Source organism: Rhodococcus zopfii NBRC 100606 = JCM 9919, from assembly GCF_001895025.1.
Taxonomy (GTDB): Bacteria; Actinomycetota; Actinomycetes; order Mycobacteriales; family Mycobacteriaceae; genus Rhodococcus; species Rhodococcus zopfii.
In genome coordinates, this window is the sequence record NZ_BCXI01000056.1 from 1 (window position 1) to 15,324 (window position 15,324).

The 15,324-nt window shown below is 66.9% G+C and carries 16 protein-coding genes and 1 pseudogene; 10 read left to right on the plus strand and 7 right to left on the minus strand.

Annotated features, from left to right (window positions below):
- Nucleotides 1-166 precede the first annotated feature (166 nt).
- From RZ1_RS26780 to RZ1_RS26805, 6 genes are all read left to right on the plus strand, one after another.
- The gene (locus RZ1_RS26780) at nt 167-1,636 is read left to right on the plus strand and encodes a ParB/RepB/Spo0J family partition protein (protein ID WP_072815668.1); all 1,470 of its coding nucleotides are present in this window, start codon (nt 167-169) and stop codon (nt 1,634-1,636) included.
- Between the two features lie 265 nt (nt 1,637-1,901).
- Nucleotides 1,902-2,174, plus strand: a complete 273-nt coding sequence (locus tag RZ1_RS26785; protein WP_072815670.1) for a hypothetical protein — start codon at nt 1,902-1,904, stop codon at nt 2,172-2,174.
- On the plus strand, nt 2,171-2,728 hold the full coding sequence (locus RZ1_RS26790; protein ID WP_072815672.1) for a DnaB-like helicase N-terminal domain-containing protein: 558 nt from the start codon (nt 2,171-2,173) through the stop codon (nt 2,726-2,728). The genes RZ1_RS26785 and RZ1_RS26790 overlap by 4 nt, the downstream gene beginning before the upstream one ends.
- Before the next feature lie 79 nt (nt 2,729-2,807).
- Nucleotides 2,808-3,032 (plus strand): hypothetical protein, encoded by a 225-nt coding sequence (locus RZ1_RS26795; RefSeq protein ID WP_072815709.1) that lies wholly within the window; start codon nt 2,808-2,810, stop codon nt 3,030-3,032.
- Nucleotides 3,029-4,945, plus strand: a complete 1,917-nt coding sequence (locus RZ1_RS26800) for a Fic family protein (RefSeq protein ID WP_072815674.1) — start codon at nt 3,029-3,031, stop codon at nt 4,943-4,945. Before RZ1_RS26795 ends, RZ1_RS26800 begins: the two co-directional genes overlap by 4 nt.
- A 213-nt stretch (nt 4,946-5,158) precedes the next feature.
- The gene (locus RZ1_RS26805) at nt 5,159-6,040 is read left to right on the plus strand and encodes a hypothetical protein (protein ID WP_072815676.1); all 882 of its coding nucleotides are present in this window, start codon (nt 5,159-5,161) and stop codon (nt 6,038-6,040) included.
- A 152-nt stretch (nt 6,041-6,192) separates the two neighbouring features.
- Here RZ1_RS26805 and RZ1_RS30230 read toward each other — a convergent pair whose 3' ends face one another.
- Together RZ1_RS30230 and RZ1_RS26810 are read right to left on the minus strand one after the other, a co-directional pair.
- Nucleotides 6,193-6,381 (minus strand): hypothetical protein, encoded by a 189-nt coding sequence (locus RZ1_RS30230; protein ID WP_139282003.1) that lies wholly within the window; start codon nt 6,379-6,381, stop codon nt 6,193-6,195.
- Between the two features lie 219 nt (nt 6,382-6,600).
- A complete protein-coding gene (locus RZ1_RS26810; protein ID WP_072815678.1) occupies nt 6,601-6,792 on the minus strand; it encodes a hypothetical protein in 192 nt (63 codons plus the stop codon).
- A gap of 581 nt (nt 6,793-7,373) precedes the next feature.
- Between RZ1_RS26810 and RZ1_RS30735 the strand changes: the two genes are divergently transcribed.
- Nucleotides 7,374-7,532, plus strand: coding sequence for a hypothetical protein (locus tag RZ1_RS30735; RefSeq protein ID WP_169918133.1), 159 nt, complete (start codon nt 7,374-7,376; stop codon nt 7,530-7,532).
- Nucleotides 7,533-7,869: 337 nt separating this feature from the next.
- Here the strand turns inward: RZ1_RS30735 and RZ1_RS26815 are convergent, their stop codons facing one another.
- The 3 genes from RZ1_RS26815 to RZ1_RS30885 form a co-directional block, all read right to left on the minus strand.
- On the minus strand, nt 7,870-8,385 hold the full coding sequence (locus RZ1_RS26815; RefSeq protein ID WP_072815679.1) for a hypothetical protein: 516 nt from the start codon (nt 8,383-8,385) through the stop codon (nt 7,870-7,872).
- A gap of 184 nt (nt 8,386-8,569) precedes the next feature.
- A complete protein-coding gene (locus RZ1_RS26820) occupies nt 8,570-8,752 on the minus strand; it encodes a hypothetical protein (RefSeq protein ID WP_072815681.1) in 183 nt (60 codons plus the stop codon).
- Between the two features lie 272 nt (nt 8,753-9,024).
- On the minus strand, nt 9,025-9,375 hold the full coding sequence (locus tag RZ1_RS30885; protein WP_174565248.1) for an NAD(P)/FAD-dependent oxidoreductase: 351 nt from the start codon (nt 9,373-9,375) through the stop codon (nt 9,025-9,027).
- Between RZ1_RS30885 and arsA the strand changes: the two are divergent.
- The 3 genes and pseudogenes from arsA to RZ1_RS30740 all read left to right on the plus strand — a co-directional run.
- Nucleotides 9,332-10,862 (plus strand): annotated as a pseudogene (gene arsA, locus RZ1_RS26830) (arsenical pump-driving ATPase); the annotation flags it as partial. The gene RZ1_RS30885 and the pseudogene arsA sit on opposite strands and share 44 nt — an antisense overlap.
- A 195-nt stretch (nt 10,863-11,057) precedes the next feature.
- Complete coding sequence (locus RZ1_RS26835) at nt 11,058-11,909, plus strand: HpcH/HpaI aldolase/citrate lyase family protein (protein ID WP_072815685.1); 852 nt, start codon at nt 11,058-11,060, stop codon at nt 11,907-11,909.
- Between the two features lie 322 nt (nt 11,910-12,231).
- On the plus strand, nt 12,232-12,396 hold the full coding sequence (locus RZ1_RS30740; RefSeq protein ID WP_169918135.1) for a hypothetical protein: 165 nt from the start codon (nt 12,232-12,234) through the stop codon (nt 12,394-12,396).
- Between the two features lie 113 nt (nt 12,397-12,509).
- Here RZ1_RS30740 and RZ1_RS26840 read toward each other — a convergent pair whose 3' ends face one another.
- Entirely contained in the window at nt 12,510-14,192 is a 1,683-nt protein-coding gene (locus RZ1_RS26840) for a ribonuclease J (RefSeq protein WP_072815687.1), read from the minus strand.
- Nucleotides 14,193-14,259: 67 nt separating this feature from the next.
- Nucleotides 14,260-15,303: an acyltransferase family protein gene (locus RZ1_RS26845; RefSeq protein ID WP_238071984.1), complete on the minus strand. Its 1,044-nt coding sequence runs from the start codon at nt 15,301-15,303 to the stop codon at nt 14,260-14,262.
- Between the last annotated feature and the right edge of the window lie 21 nt (nt 15,304-15,324).

The window sequence follows — 15,324 nt, forward strand, 5'->3', positions numbered from 1 at the left end:
CGCACGACCGACCGAGGTACCCGCTCCACCACCGCCACCGAACCCCGCTACACCCGCAAAACCGCAGGTCAGAGCCTATAAACGTGTGACCAGCGTCACCAGAAAAGCACCGAAAAAGCACCAACGAAACATCGAAAAAGCATCAAAACAGATGTAAACTTGAGTTATGAACAACGGAAGCACCGCCGAATTCGCCACCCTCGACCCCGCTGACCTGCTCACCGACTCCAACATCCGCCATGACCTGCGCCTGACCGATGCCTTCCGCGAGTCGATCGCAGAGCAAGGAGTTCTGACCCCCATCACTGTGTGCCGCACCGCCGCCGGACCCCTGCGCGTGCTCACCGGCCACCGCCGCACCGCCGCAGCCCTCGAGGCCGGACTGACCCAGATCCCCGCCCTCATCGTCGGCGACGAAGGCGCTGGCACCGACGCCGCCGTCGAACGGCTCGTCACCCAGTGGAGCGAGAACGAACACCGCGCCGCGATCACCAACGGCGAACGCCTGGCCCTGTTCGAGACCCTGGCCGACCACGGACTGACCTCCACCAAGATCGCCCGTCGCACCAAGGCGCCCCGCACCGAGATCGAGGCGGCCCTGACCTTGCGCGACACCGAGCAGCGCGACGCTGTGCAACGAGGCGAGCTGACCATCGAACAAGCCGCCGCCCTCGCCGAGTTCGGCGACGATCCCGCCGCCGTCCGCCGCATCGAGTGGGCCATCGCCAGCGGACGACTCGACCACGCACTCGCCGCCGAACGGTTGCGCCGCACCGAACGCAACGCCGCACTGGCCCGCACCGAGGCGTACCTCGCAGAACACTCCATCGCCGCCGTGCCGCTTGGTGCTCTTCACGAGAGAGTGGGGGAGGGGACCAGTCAGCTGGTCGAGCGCGTCACCGACGAAGAAGGCAACACGCCCGCCATCGAAGAAGTCGCCGCCCTCGGACACCTCGGGCTGTACGTCTACAGCTGCACCACCTATTTCGACCGCGAGAGCGGCGACGAGATCGACGCGGACTACATCGTGGACGAGCTACCCGACGGCGATGCCCGCGAGGAATGGATGATTCCCCGCGAGAACGTCGTCGAAAACCACGAGACCACGCTGTACTGGCACGTCGTCAATATCGAAGACACCCCTTGGCGCACCTGGTGGGGACACCCCCGCCCCGCCGAGCTCGAACAGGAACAAAGTGCCGAGGACCGCGCAGCTCAGCGGCGTGAAGTGATCGAGAACAACCGCGAATGGCGAGCCGCCACCGAGGTCCGCCGCAAGTGGATCGCCCAGCAGACCACCCGCAAGACCGCCCCCAAGGGCACCGCCTCATTCGTGGCAACAGTGCTGATGAAGTGGCCCCAGATCCCCGCCGCCTATCACGCCCGCACCCTGGCCGAACAGATGCTCCCCACGTCCGACGCTCTCGCGAAGCTCGCCAGCGCCACCGACCCCCGCGCCCTGGTCCTGCTGCGCGCCCACATCCTCATCGCCCTCGAGTCCCAGGTCGGCGTCGAGCACTGGCGCAAGCCCACCGACCTGTCGCAGTTCTACCTGCGCGCCATCGAAGCCCAGGGCTACACCCTCGCCGACATCGAGCGCCGCGCAGCCGGACTCGACCCCCTCGACGAGCAGTAACGCCCCTTCCGGTGGGCGGTCGTATCGGCCGCCCACCGGGCCAGACCACTCACTGGGTGCCGGCCCCCGGCACGCATGGCCGTCGACCGGGGCATCGAACCCCGGTCGACGGCTCCGGCACGGCCCTCGCCAACGCATCACAAAATAATCAAAAAACAACCACATAATCATGTAAAACTCATCGAAAAGTCTTCACAAAACATGATAATTAAGCGACAATGGACGAGTACCTGGGGAAACCCCGTCAAGCCGAAGGAGCGCCGCAATGATCGTCTGGACCGTCACGCTGACCGCGCCCACCGTTGCGCGCTCCGATTCTGGCTGCACCTTCACCCACGCGGCCGCCGCCTCCGACGCCGCCGAAGCAGCGCGCACGCTCGCGCTCGCCTACGGTGCGCCCGCCGGTAGCGCAGTCACCATCACCATCGACGGAAGCGTCATCGCTCGCGCCACCATCGGCCACTCGGCCATCGGCCACCCCGACCCGACTCCCGTGCTCGACATCGCCGACGCCCTCGACGAACGGATCAGCGCATGACCGTCACCGACCAGACCGATCTCGACCGCTACCTCAGCGCCGACGAGTTCGCGCCCCCAGACGCCGACACCGAAACCCTGCTGCTGTGCGCGCTGCTGTTCGCCACCCGCGCCGCAGCCGCCGACATCGTGGACCTGCTCACCACCGACGACTTCCACCAGCCACTCCACGCCGAATTGTTCGACGCCATCGCCGCACTGATGAACACCGGCCACCCCCACGACCCCGCAATGGTCCTGGCCCACCTCGGGCGCCACGGTCGGCTCGCCGGTCACCACGGTCGCCGACTCGCCTACGCCCTGACCACCGCCACCACCGCCGGCGCCGATCCCACCGCCGCGCCCTACTACGCCCATGCCGTCATCAGCGCCGCCTACCGCCGCAGCTTTCGCACCGCCGGAGCCGCCATCACCGAAGCCGCCGAAACCCTGCCCGAAGCCGACCTGTTCGACCACATGGTCGCCATCGGCCGTGTCCAGCGCGCCGCCGCCCGACGCCTCGAGCGTGTACGTGCCCGACTCGGGGGTGCGCCTACTGTCGGAGCCACAACGTGAACACACCAGTGGGGGAGGGGATCCGCGGCCGATCCCGCCCCACGTCCGAACCACACCAACAGGGGAGACCATGACCGACATGGACGACGACACGACCGAAAACCCGTCCCTACGTGAACGACTCGCCCCCTTCGGCGAGGAGGTGACACGCGAGACCATCGCACAGCACATCCGCGCCGCTTGCGCGATGGCGGGCGACCTCGGCGGCGAAGATCCCCGAGACATCATCGAGCAGATCGAGGCCGGACTCACCCGCGAGGACATCCTCAATGAGTTCCGACGCGGGGAGCGCCCCGAGAAATGACCGCCTCGTCGCTCCCGATCGAGGGCTACATCCCCGGAACCGACACGCGAGTGAACCTTCTCGACATCACCGACACCCCAACACTCGACAGAATCGAAAAACGCCTGTTCACGCAGGCGATGTACGAATTCGCGGACGTTTCCTCGCCGAGCACCTTCACCGGAGAGTTCCTACGCGAGATACACCGGCGAGCCTTCGACGGCCTGTACGCCTGGGCCGGCCAGTACAAAACGGTGCCCACCACCCAGGGCAATCTGCCGATCGCCCACTCGAGCCCCGAGGACACCACCGCCGACGTCGACGAACTGTTCGCCGATCTCGCCGCCGAGAACAACCTGACCGGACTCGACCACCACACCTTCGTCACCCGTCTGGCCGATTACTGGTCACGCTTGACGGAGATTCATCCCTTCCCGGACGGGAACTCTCGGACGCAGTACGAGCTGTTCCGCCGCATCGCAGACCGGGCCGGATGGCAGATCGACACCGCACGTGTCGACCTCGCTGCCCTATCGGCGGCCCGCTACATCACCGCCGAGACCGGAGATCCCAGACTGCTCGCCGACGTTCTCGCCCCGGCGGTCGTACCGAACACCGGATACGTCCCTGCCCAGCCCGCCCCAGGTCGACCAGTGCTGTCTTTGACCACCCATATGACGATGCTGCGCGACTACGACCGTGATCGCAGCGGCCCCTACATAGCCTTCCAGACCTTCCGGGAGATCCCCCGCGAGCGATCCTTGAGCGGAGCCGAACTCGACAACGCTCACGCCCTGGTTCGCATCGGCCTTAACCTGGCCGAACGCACCGACTACGGTCCCGAACACGATGCCGCCGTACGCCGGATCCTCGAGGGCACCTCCACCCTCGCTGCCGAGCGCGCCGCTGCAGTACTACCCGAGCCGAACCACCGCTACAAGGACCTGTTCGACCCGGCAGCAGGCAAGAACACCATGCGCTACGACACCGGAACCCCGGTCAACGCCTTCGACGAGCGCGACCCCGCCCGGCTGCGCCGCCTCATCACCTGGGAGTTGGCGCTACGAACCGCCGACTACCTCGCCCACCGCGAAATCACCGGTGACGGCAGCGAACTACACGCAAGTGTCATCCACCGTGAGCTGCACACCGACTTCATGCCGATCATCAGTGACACTCCCGCCTACACCAGCCCGGTGATCGCCGCCCCGGACGACGATACCCTCACCGACCCCCACCGGCTCGGACGCCACATTGCCGCCATCCAGGAGGAAACCGAAGGCGTCCAGTCAGTCGCCGTCGTACTCATGACCGACCAGCTCGTCCACGACCGCCCCGACCGCACGATCGACTGGCGCACCATCGACCCCGAAGCGCTCCGTGCCGCCTCCCACGCAGCGAACTACCACGACGATCCCCCCGAAGGCATCGAACCGGACCCTGCCCTCGAGGACGCCATGCGAGTTGCCGGCAGGGAAGCCTTCGCCGCCGAACTCGCCCGCGCCACTATCACTGAGCTCCCCGCCGCCGCCCCGGACCTCGGCACCGTCGACGCCGCGCAACGGTACGAGAGGCACTGGGATGTGCTGGCCCACCGCAGCTACGCCCTGCTGGAGAATTCCCCGGAACGCAACGAGACCTACGAGCCGCTGACCACCGCAATCCAGGCGGACGAGGAACCCCGTCACGCCACGTCGACCAGGACCGACGATGCCCCAGAGGAAGCGAAACCGAATCCCGCCGAGGGCGAGCCGCACCGGAATCTCACGCATGCCGACGAGGTAGGGGAGGAGCAGGGCCCGCTTTCGACAGCGAAGGCCCTCCACGGACCACCGCAGATCCACCACACACCACCACAACCGAACAGCCGACCTCCGGCCATACATGAACACCAACCACCCACACCCGATCTGCACCTCGGGCCGCAGCTATAAGACCGACGAGGCGTGAAGGTGTCGGGCAGCCGTGTTATTACTGGCGTAGAGCCGCGTTGCACGGCTGACCCCGACGCTGCCATTGGTGCCCGCATCACCACGGCCAGCACTCGAGGGCAAGGTCCCCCGGATCTGCAACCACTTGCGCCTACCGTCGTCCACCAGTGATGACCAATGCGGGCGGCATCACGAGTGCTGTGAACGGAAGACGCCATGACGAAAAACTCTGCCCGTAAGAAGGCCGCCCGCGCATACCAAGCCGCGCACCCCGGCACCACCTTTCCCGACGCACTTCGGGCCGTCACCGAAGGCGCCACCAGCACCCCCACCGCACCGCCGGCCCGTGCCGGGAAGCGGCAGCCCTCGACCACCGGAATCGACCCGCAGACCAAAGCCGCCGCCATCGACGCTCTGACCGTCCTCGCCCGAAGCACCCGCAGCGACGGCTCACAGGTCGACTTCGCCGATACCCTCGCCGACATTCTGGTCGTTGTCGCTGCCAACATGGGCTCGGTCGACGGATTGCTCCGCGGCAGGCCGACCTCGTGGGAGGCCGACCTGATCCACCAGCTCATCACCGGTGCCGCAGCGGAAGAGGACCTCCCTGCGCGACGTACCGAGCCGGTACGCGTCCCGCTCGACATCGACGAACAATGGGACCGCTTCGGGTTGGCCGATCTTGCACAAGAGGCATTCGACGAGATCAACGGGCGCATGCTCGAGGTGGATGACGAGAGCCCCGAATCCGATGCCCTGGCCGACGAACAGCTCGCCGTCGACGAACTCGAAGACAGCGACCGCGCCGCCTACATCTCCGCATTCACCGTCACCGCCCGCCAGATCGCCCAGGAACACGGCATCACAGCCCCCATCGAGGTCATCACCAGCTCATACCTCAATGACCAGCCGGCCCACGAGCCGGATGATCTCGAAGAGCGCATCCGCTACGCCGCTGTCGTCCGCACTCTGCACCCGATCACCGACAGCAACGCCACAGCGCTGATGGAACAGGGAGTCACGGGAACGGAACTCGCCGCTGCACTGCGCGCTGCCAGTCACGACTACCGCGCCCGGGTGCCCCGCGCGAGCTCATGATTCGGAGCGACTGCGCCGCGCTGAACCCTGAACGGCCACCGAGAGGGATGCGTCAGCCGCGCAGTGGCCCTGTACGAGTCTGCCTCAGACCGCTATGCGAATACCGCAGTAGACAGAAATGAGGAAAAAACCGAATTCGTACACCAGTTGTGTTACCGCCGCCGACCTTCCAGTGGGGACAGCAACACGAACTTCGTGCCCATCAGATCGAACGCCGCCTCGCTGTCCCCGGCGACGAGAAGTTCCCGCTCACGGGCGTGTAGCGACGCAATCGCGGTCTCGAGCTCATCGTCGGTCATCGCATCGGCGGCATCGCCGATGGCTCGCGTCCTGTCCTCCACGTGCCGAGAGTAGCCAGTGTGCCGGCTGCTGCACGCGCAACCCGGCAGCAGAAAGGCGATGGTCCCCGGCAGGGGCGCCGGGGACCATGCTTCGACCCGTCAGGGAATCACTCACCTGTCGGGGAACTCGGGTGATTGCAGCGGTCACCGTAGCGGAAGCACGTACCGGCACCAAACAGGTGAAACGAGAGCGACCGGCAGGAGGAAGAGCTCTCGCAGTCAGTCCTCGACGGGCGCGAGATCGGTGATGCGCGCCGGCCACGGATACGTGAGCGGGCTGTCGGCGTTGACCTCGATCATCGCCATGCCGGTGTCCTCATCGACGTCCTTGACGGTGAACACGAACCTGCCGCGTGCGCTGACCTTCACCTGGTCGCCGGGCTTCATGGTGGTGCTTTCTCCGATCGACACGACAGAACGGGACGTGTCGTTTTCCCAGTTCAAACCATAATTTTAGCGAAGCTAATTTTCTGGCTCCCGGCGGGTCGCCTCGTCTGTGATCCCGCTGGCTCGCTCACCTGCCGAGTCGGGCCGCGGTTGCTCCTGCGTCGGTCTCGGCGGCCACTGCACCCCGGAGAACCGTGGTCCCGTATGGGGCGGAATGGCGATCTCCGCCTCGCAGACTCTGCACTGATATGTCCGGTGTCCGTGACTTCCCGCCGAGGTCGTCGATGTCGCGCACGTACAGGGGGCCCATCCGACCAAGATCAAGTTCGGTCCGAGTCTGTGGCCGTTCGGGCAGGCCGCAGGAGCCGGTTCTCGGTGGAGCGCCATTATTTTATTTTCGCACACACTTTCGATACGCTGGACCTGTGGTAGCTGCGGCGGAGCCCCGGAAACGGGTGCTCGGGAAGCGTCGCGGCTACCGCGATTCCGGGTGGGTGGGCCGCCGAAACGGGGGAGAAGCCGCTCATGTGCAGGATGTCGACTTCGGTCGACTTATCCGCCTCCACGTGGGGGAAACGTCCTCTTCGAGAGCTTGCGAGGTTGCGGTGAAGCTGGGTGATCGCGTTCGGATCCGTCCGGCCGGTGCGTCGATGTTCGCGATTGTCGACGTAGATGACGAGGGCCGGTTCGTCCTCGAGTCGGTCGACGGAATCCCCGAGGGCTACCGGTTCCCGATGCGGGAAGAAGACCTGCTTCCGGAGTAGTACGCCGAGGAACGCACTCCTTCGCGGGTGTTCAGAGCGCGCTGGCCCCGATGAGTAACGATCGGACACTGCCAGGCCGATAACCGGTTGAGGGCGTGGTTCTTGCCGCAGTATTCTCGCTGTGGTGGGAGCCCGAATTCCCCCAGTCGAGATGCCCTGCCGAACCCCCCGCGGCAGGGCACTTCGTACTTTCCCGCCGCCAGTCAAGGGGCGGCGTTTGATCTATCTACTATCTCAGTGGATAGTAGATAGTGCCCACGGCACAGCGTTCGTGGGAAGTGGACCCGGGAGCTCACTGGACGGTGAGTCGCCCGGGTTTTGCGCATTCAGAACAAGATCACGACACGGTGTGGATCTCGAGTGTGTCGGCGACAGCCTTACGGTGGTGCCCACCTTTGCCCCATGCCCAGGCGAGCACGTCGGGCACCCACAGCATCGGTTCGCTGGTAGGGGCGGTATGCCGATACGCGAAGCCGGCCCCCGGTGAGGTGGCCAACGCGGTTCGGATCACTTCGCGATCGCGACGGTCTTGATCGCAGGATTCGAGCCAGAGCTGGCGGACGTGGAGAGCGTCGAGGTCGGTGGCCATCGCCGCCAAGGCCCGGTCGCGGGCGTGGCGTTCGGACCGGCCGCCGAGGTCGACAACATACAGATGTGCTTGCAGATCCAGCGCCACCACTCCACGAATGATCTGGGAGGCGCGACGACTGTCATGGGACATGTGGATCCGCGCCGATCGCGGAGCGCGCAGCGACTTGAGCGCCTTGCGAGCCGAGTCCAGATCCGACGGCGCGATGGTCACCGCACAGACCAGATAGTCGCCGCGGCGCGACTCGTCGGCGAACGCGTGCATCAGCTCGTCCAGCTCCCTCGGTGTTCGATGATCAGGAAGCTAAACGATGCCACGACCCGGTCTTCTCGCCGAAGCCGGTCTGCAGTCGAGCCGATGCGCACACGAGCGGATGGGCGGGGTCGCGGCGCCGCGAGCGCCGGACGGTTGGCGTAGCGGCAGCATCGCGAGAAGTGCTTGAACAAACTCAGAGATCGAACAGCGAGAACTGGTCCTTCTGTGCGTGGGCCTCGGTGTCGGCGAGATACCGGTCGGCCATCGCTCGGGCGACGGTTTCGTCGCAGCCGAGTTCGGCGGCGACCTCACTCCAGTCGTGTCCGTTGTGCTGGAGTTGCCACGCCAGCTGGTGCAGTTGTTCGTCCATGTCCATCAGCGCCGCTCCCGCGGTCGTGTCGGACGGGCCTCGTCCGACGATGCAGGTTTGCCTGAACGATAACTGGGGCGATACCACCATGTGGGAGACACGCCGCCCACCGCACCGCACCGGCCACGAAACGCGAGAGAAGAGGTAAACCCGCCCCCAGAGGGGACGGGCGTGTGCCTCTCATGATGGCCCCTCGCGCAGCAGCCAGGGATCAGAGCCTCTCGCTGTGGTCTTGAACACCGGCCGGTCGGACCGGCCCCGAGATACGACAGTTCCGGTCAGGGACCGGTGGGCAGTGCGCGGCGGGATCGGGCGGCAGCGACCACACGGCCGGCGACCCGATCGGCGTCGCGGCCGACACCCCGCAGCGACGCCGACGACAGGCTGCGTTGCCATTCGAGGCCGACATACCCGAGACCGGCGTGGGTGGTCGAGATGCCCTGCCGATGGAGAGGCCGGTCAGTGCCGTCGAGAGCATCGAGGCCGGTCAGATACGGCAGGTGCGGGCGGTAACCGGTGCCCAGCACGAGAGTGTCGGCATTGGTGGTGGTGCCGTCGGGCCAGGTGACACGGTCGCCGTCGAGGCCGGTCCGCGGGCTGTTGCCCGAGGCGGAGATCGCCTCGATCACCGAACAACTGTCCGGCTCGTGCACCACCGAGGTCGCCTCGTTCGACGAATTCACCTCGCTGCTCACCGATCCCGACAACCGGGTCGCCGGCTTCGATCACGTGCTGTTCGACACCGCCCCCACCGGCCACACCATCCGGCTGCTGCAGCTGCCTGGGAACTGGACCGAATTCCTCGACAACGGTAAAGGTGACGCGTCGTGTCTTGGTCCGCTCGCCGGGCTCGATAAGCAGAAAGCCATGTACGCCGGCGCGGTCGAGGCCTTGTCGGACCCCGGCCGCACCCGCCTGGTGCTCGTGGCCCGCGCCAACCGCTCCGCTCTCGCCGAGATCGCCCGTACCCACGACGAACTCGCCGCGATCGGCATGACGAAGCAGCATGTGGTCGTCAACGGCGTACTGCCTGCACCGGCCGACGGCACCCGACCCCCTGGCCACCGCCGTGCATCGACGTGAACAGGCGGCGTTGGCCGCGGTTCCCCCTGCGATCGCTACGTTGCCCACCGATCTGGTCGCGCTCAAGCCGGTGAACATGGTCGGACTCGACGCCTTGAGCACCCTCTTCGACATCACCACGGCCTCGAGTGCCGATGGCACCGATCCGGACTTCTCCGCGGTCGCCGACGCACCGCTGGCGGATCTGGTCGACGAGATCGAGGCCGATGGACACGGACTGGTGATGTGCATGGGCAAGGGCGGTGTCGGCAAGACCACCGTCGCTGCCGCTATCGCGGTGGAACTGGCCCGCCGTGGTCACTATGTGCACCTGACCACCACCGTCCCCGCCGCGCATCTGGCCGACACCCTCGCCGGGGGACTCGATCACCTCGAGGTCTCTCGCATCGACCCCCGTGAGGCGAGCGAGACCTATCGCGACCGGGTGTTGGCCAGCAAGGGCGCAGGGCTCGATGAGGCCGGCCGCGCCACCCTCGCCGAGGACCTGCTCTCCCCGTGCACCGAGGAAGTCGCGGTGTTCCAAGCATTCTCGAAGGTCATCCACGAATCGCGCCGCAAGTTCGTCGTCATCGATACCGCCCCCACCGGGCACACCCTGCTGTTGCTCGATGCGACCGGCTCGTATCACCGCGAGATCGCCCGGCAAATGGGCGACGGCGGGCGCTTCACCACTCCCTTGATGCGGCTGCAGGACCCGGCGCAGACCAAAATCGTGCTGGTCACCCTCGCCGAGACCACCCCGGTGCTCGAGGCGGCCGGCCTGCAAGCCGACCTGCAGCGCGCTGGCATTGCGCCGTGGGCGTGGGTGGTGAACAACTCCCTGGCGGCGGCGAAGCCCACCGCCCCGCTGCTTCGCCAGAGAGCGGTCGCCGAACTCGAGCAGATCGACACGGTCCGGGAGGAACTCGCAGATCGGTACGCGGTGATTCCGCTGTCCACCAGCGAACCCGTCGGAATCGAGGGCCTGGATCTTCTCACCGCCCTGCACGCGAAGTCATTGCACATACCGGTCACCCAGCCGGCGCCACGATAGGGGCAGCGAGCGCGCTGCGCCTTCCGTTGCCGTGCTGGACTGCACGACCACGAGTGTGGCGGCCGAGGGTCCCCACTCGGGTCGCACACGGGCGACCACGGGCGGCAGACCCCACCCCCCAAACACTCCGGTAACGTAAGGGTAGATAATGCTGGAGGTTCGCCGATGGGGCGGACCCGAGTGTTCTGGAGTGCGATGACTGTTCCTACCGAGACTTTTTCTTCGCCGGTATCGTCGACGGTGGCCCGTTCCTGGCTGCTGGTTTCCGCAGCGCGGCCGGACCTGTTCGATCATGCCGCTGCCACAAGCGCGGACGCCATAGTCCTCGACCTCGAAGACGCCGTGCCGGCTCCCGGAAAACCAGCGGCACGGGGCCATGTAGCGCGGTGGCTACACCGCGGCGGGCGGGCATGGGTACGGATCAATGCTGCCTCGACACCGGACTGGATCGAGGACTGCCGACTGCTGCAGACCATGCCCGAGGTGGCAGGGGTCGTCCTGGCCAAGACCGAATCCGCCGACCATATCGAGCGCACGGCCGAGTTCCTCGGCCCGCAATGCCCGGTGGTCGCGCTGGTCGAGTCGGCTCTCGGCCTTGAACAGGCCGGAGCGATTGCGGCGCATCCAGCGACTGTGCGTCTGGCCTTCGGTGTGGGTGATTTCCGGCGGGACACCGGGATCGGCGACGAACCGATAGCGCTGGCCTATGCCCGATCCCGGCTGGTGATCGCCAGCCGGGCCGCATCGATCGCCGGACCGATCGACGGACCCACGCTCGATACACAGCCCCCTGCGCTCGCGCAGGACTGCACGCTGACGGTCTCGATGGGCATGACCGGCAAGCTCACCCTGCGCCCGGAACAGGTGGGATCGATCAACGCCATGCTGGGTCCATCGGTGGCCGACCGACGATGGGCCCAGTCTGTTATCGAGGAACTCGGCGAGGGCGGCGAGCGTGTCGGCGATGGCAGCGATCTGCCGCGGCTGGCTCGGGCGCAGCGTATCCGCGACCTCGCCGGTGCCTTGCGTTGTCCCGACCTGCCCTGATCGACCTGCTTTGCTGTGAGCCCCGGGTGCGTATGTGCGTATCAGGCGCAGGGATCACCGGGTCAGCCGGGTTGTGGTGAGAACGTGTGCAGGCGGCCAGTGGCCTGCACACCCTTTCCGTGTGGGCTGACGCGGCCGCGCTGAGATGTCGACTTGCGGGCAACCTCGCGCTGCGCCACCACAGCAATGCATTGACCCTGACCACGCAGGAACGCCTCGTCACCATCCTGGAAGAGCACACCGGCACGGACGGACGCGCGGACGTGCGGATCCGGCTCCTACCGGAACTGGCACTCGCGGCGTGGCGGTGCGGGGTCAAGAATTGGGTACGCACCGAACGACATTCGGCGCGCGCGGCGCGGGAGCACGTCGATCGCTCATCGCCCGGGTGCACGAGGCGTTCGCCGCCCTGCCCGGCACGGTGGCGCTGACCTCCCTCGATATCACCGGCGCCGGAGCCCGCGCCGCGGATGGCGCGCCGTCCTGACAACAATGGCGGCGTGGTGACGGGCAGGGGTACCCGATCAACGCTGCCTCGGCACGCAGCACCGGTGGGGACACCGGCGGAGTCGGCCCCGCGTGCACCCCGGGGCGGACGGGTCAGGCGTCGATGACGACGGGAATGACCACCGGTGTGCGCCGGTGCACGCGCCGGGACCACTGTTGCACTTCCCGGATCAGGATCTTCTCGATGGTGCGGCGGTCGGGTCTGCGGGGCGCGGCGCGGCGGAGGGCAGCGACGATGACGGGGATCACCGGGTCGAACGTGGCCGGGTCGTGGGCGAAGCCTCGGGCGATGAAGTCCGGGTCCTCGGTCAAGGTGACGGTGTCGGGGTCGATGAGGACGGTGACGGTGACCACGCCTTCCTCGCCGAGGGTGCGCCGCTCGGCGAGCAGTTCGTCGGTGGTGCCGCCGACGGTGCGTCCATCGACATAGATCAGGCCGATCGGGATCTGACCGGTGGTGCGGGCCCGGCCCTCGTGCAGATCGATGACGGTGCCGTTGGTGGCGGTCAAGACGTTGTCGGCGGGGATGCCGGTGCTCACGGCCAGGTCTGCGTTGGCGCGCAGATGCCGGGATTCGCCGTGGACGGGAAGCACGTGGCGCGGTTCGATGATGTTGTAGCAGTAGATCAGCTCGCCGGCGCTGGCGTGTCCGGAGACGTGCACGTTGGCGTTTCCTTTGTGCACCACGTGGGCGCCGCGATCGGTCAGTGCGTTGATCACCCGGTAGATCGCGTTCTCGTTGCCCGGGATCAGGCTGCTGGCCAGCAGCACGGTGTCGCCGTCGCCGACGTCGATCGGGTGGGTGCCGGCAGCCATCCGCGACAGCGCGGCCATGGGTTCGCCCTGCGATCCGGTGCAGATCAGCGTGACCTGATGCGGCGGTAGGGATTCGAGGTCTTCCGGCTCGACCACCACCTCGTCGGGGACGGTGAGGTAACCGAGTGTGCGGGCCAGGGTCATGTTGCGCACCATCGAGCGACCGACGAATGCGGCCTTGCGGCCCTGGGTGTGGGAAGCATCGAGTATCTGCTGGATGCGGTGGATGTGACTGGCGAAGCTCGAGACCACGACCTTGCCCGCGGTCGTGCGGAAGACCGCCTCGATCGCGGGGCCGAGTTCGCGTTCGGAGGTGGTGAATCCGGGTACGTCGGCGTTGGTGGAATCGATCAGCAGCAGATCGACGCCTTCTTCTCCGAGTCGGGCGAATCCCCGCAGGTCGGTTCGGCGTCGGTCGAGGGGGAACTGGTCCATTTTGAAGTCCCCGGTGTGCAGGACCAGCCCGGCCGTGGTGCGTATCGCTACTGCCAGCCCGTCCGGGATCGAGTGGTTGACGGCGAAGAACTCGAGGTCGAACGGGCCCCGGGTGTGGGACTGGCCGGCGGCGACCTCGATCAAGGTGGGCGTGAGGCGATGCTCGTCGAGTTTGGCGGCCACCAGGGCCAGGGTCAGCGCCGAACCGATGATCGGGATATCTGCCCGCTCGCGCAGCAGGTAGGGCAGGGCGCCGATGTGGTCTTCGTGGCCGTGGGTGAGCACGATCGCGCTCACCTCTCCGAGGCGGTCCCGCACGGCGCTCCAGTCGGGCAGGATCAGATCGATACCGGGTTGGTGCTCTTCGGGAAACAGCACCCCGCAGTCGACGATGAGCAGCGCGCCGCGATGCTCGAAGACGGTCATGTTCCGCCCGATCTCACCGAGTCCGCCCAGGGCGATCACCCGCAGGGCCTCGGAAGCGAGGGGCGGAAGTGGGGAGCGGGAACGGGAACGACGCGACATGACTCTTACGTTACTGGAGAGTTTAGGGCGGTGTGTGCGTGGGGTGGATCCGGCGTGCGGGCGCGTTCTACCGGCGTGCCGGTAGGCGGAACAGCCAGCCGGCGCCGCGTCGCACGAACACCGCATGCAGCAGCAGCGACCCGATGCAGGCGACGACGGTGACCACCACCGGGCCACTCGCCGAAACGACACCGCCGGTGAAGTCGACCCCCGCGGCGGTGGCCGCGGCCAGCAGTGAGCCGAGAACGATCTCGTGCAACAGGTAGATCGACAGGGTGCGGGGCCCGAGGGCCCGTATGGGCGCCAGCCACCGCACCTTCTCCATCCGGGTCGCAAGCATCAATGCTGCGCCGACCCCCACCGCGCTGACCGCCACGGTCAGGGCCGCGGTCGGTATCACCGGCCCGGCCCAGTGCCGGGAGAGTGCATAGAGGATCGTGAATCCCGCGGCGGCGATCCCGATGTGGTGGACCCGGACGGCCGGGGCCGCAGCGCGCAGCGCAACGCTGCCGTGCAGTCCGGCAAGGTAGAACACCAGCAGCGTGCCCATGTTGTGCCAGGTCCAGTCGAGCGACTCCAGTTGCGGTGTGGCCAGGGCCAGGGCGCATGCGCCGAGCACCTGCCACACCGGCGGCACGTGGCGCATCGCCCAGGCCGCCGCGGCGAAGACGACCAGGGCGTAGAGGAACCACAGTCCGCTCGTCGGCACCACCGTCGCGATGAGCAGATTGAGTGGGGTCGAAGTTTCGGCGGTGCCCGAGGCGGCGGGAAAGGCGGTGAAGTAGCCGAACCGCAGCACCACCCACAGCCCGTACACGTACAGCAGCGGCAGCAGCCGCCGGCGCAGCAACTCGGCGAAGTTCAGGCGCAGCACGCCGGTGGCCACCATGCCCGCGGTGAGAAAGAACAGCGGCATCCGCACTGGCTCGAGGACGGCGTTGACCTGCTTCCACCACGGATCGGCCATGCCGCGGGTGACCATGAAATTCGTGGCGTGCAGCAGCACCACCAGCACGATGCAGACGCCTTTGGCCAGATCGATCCAGCCCAACCGGGAGACGGCGGGGTGGGGTGGGGGTGACAGACGAGACGGGTCGACGGTGCCGGGCACGAAAGAAACTCGCTTCTTCAA

What these genes read in the sequence shown, in the direction of transcription:
- RZ1_RS26780 (WP_072815668.1), top strand. Translation starts at nt 167, where the DNA reads ATGAACAACGGAAGCACCGCCGAATTCGCCACCCTCGACCCCGCTGAC.
- RZ1_RS26785 (WP_072815670.1), top strand. Translation starts at nt 1,902, where the DNA reads ATGATCGTCTGGACCGTCACGCTGACCGCGCCCACCGTTGCGCGCTCC.
- RZ1_RS26790 (WP_072815672.1), top strand. Translation starts at nt 2,171, where the DNA reads ATGACCGTCACCGACCAGACCGATCTCGACCGCTACCTCAGCGCCGAC.
- RZ1_RS26795 (WP_072815709.1), top strand. Translation starts at nt 2,808, where the DNA reads ATGGACGACGACACGACCGAAAACCCGTCCCTACGTGAACGACTCGCC.
- RZ1_RS26800 (WP_072815674.1), top strand. Translation starts at nt 3,029, where the DNA reads ATGACCGCCTCGTCGCTCCCGATCGAGGGCTACATCCCCGGAACCGAC.
- RZ1_RS26805 (WP_072815676.1), top strand. Translation starts at nt 5,159, where the DNA reads ATGACGAAAAACTCTGCCCGTAAGAAGGCCGCCCGCGCATACCAAGCC.
- RZ1_RS26815 (WP_072815679.1), bottom strand. Translation starts at nt 8,385, where the DNA reads ATGCACGCGTTCGCCGACGAGTCGCGCCGCGGCGACTATCTGGTCTGT.
- RZ1_RS26820 (WP_072815681.1), bottom strand. Translation starts at nt 8,752, where the DNA reads ATGGACATGGACGAACAACTGCACCAGCTGGCGTGGCAACTCCAGCAC.
- RZ1_RS26835 (WP_072815685.1), top strand. Translation starts at nt 11,058, where the DNA reads ATGACTGTTCCTACCGAGACTTTTTCTTCGCCGGTATCGTCGACGGTG.
- RZ1_RS26840 (WP_072815687.1), bottom strand. Translation starts at nt 14,192, where the DNA reads ATGTCGCGTCGTTCCCGTTCCCGCTCCCCACTTCCGCCCCTCGCTTCC.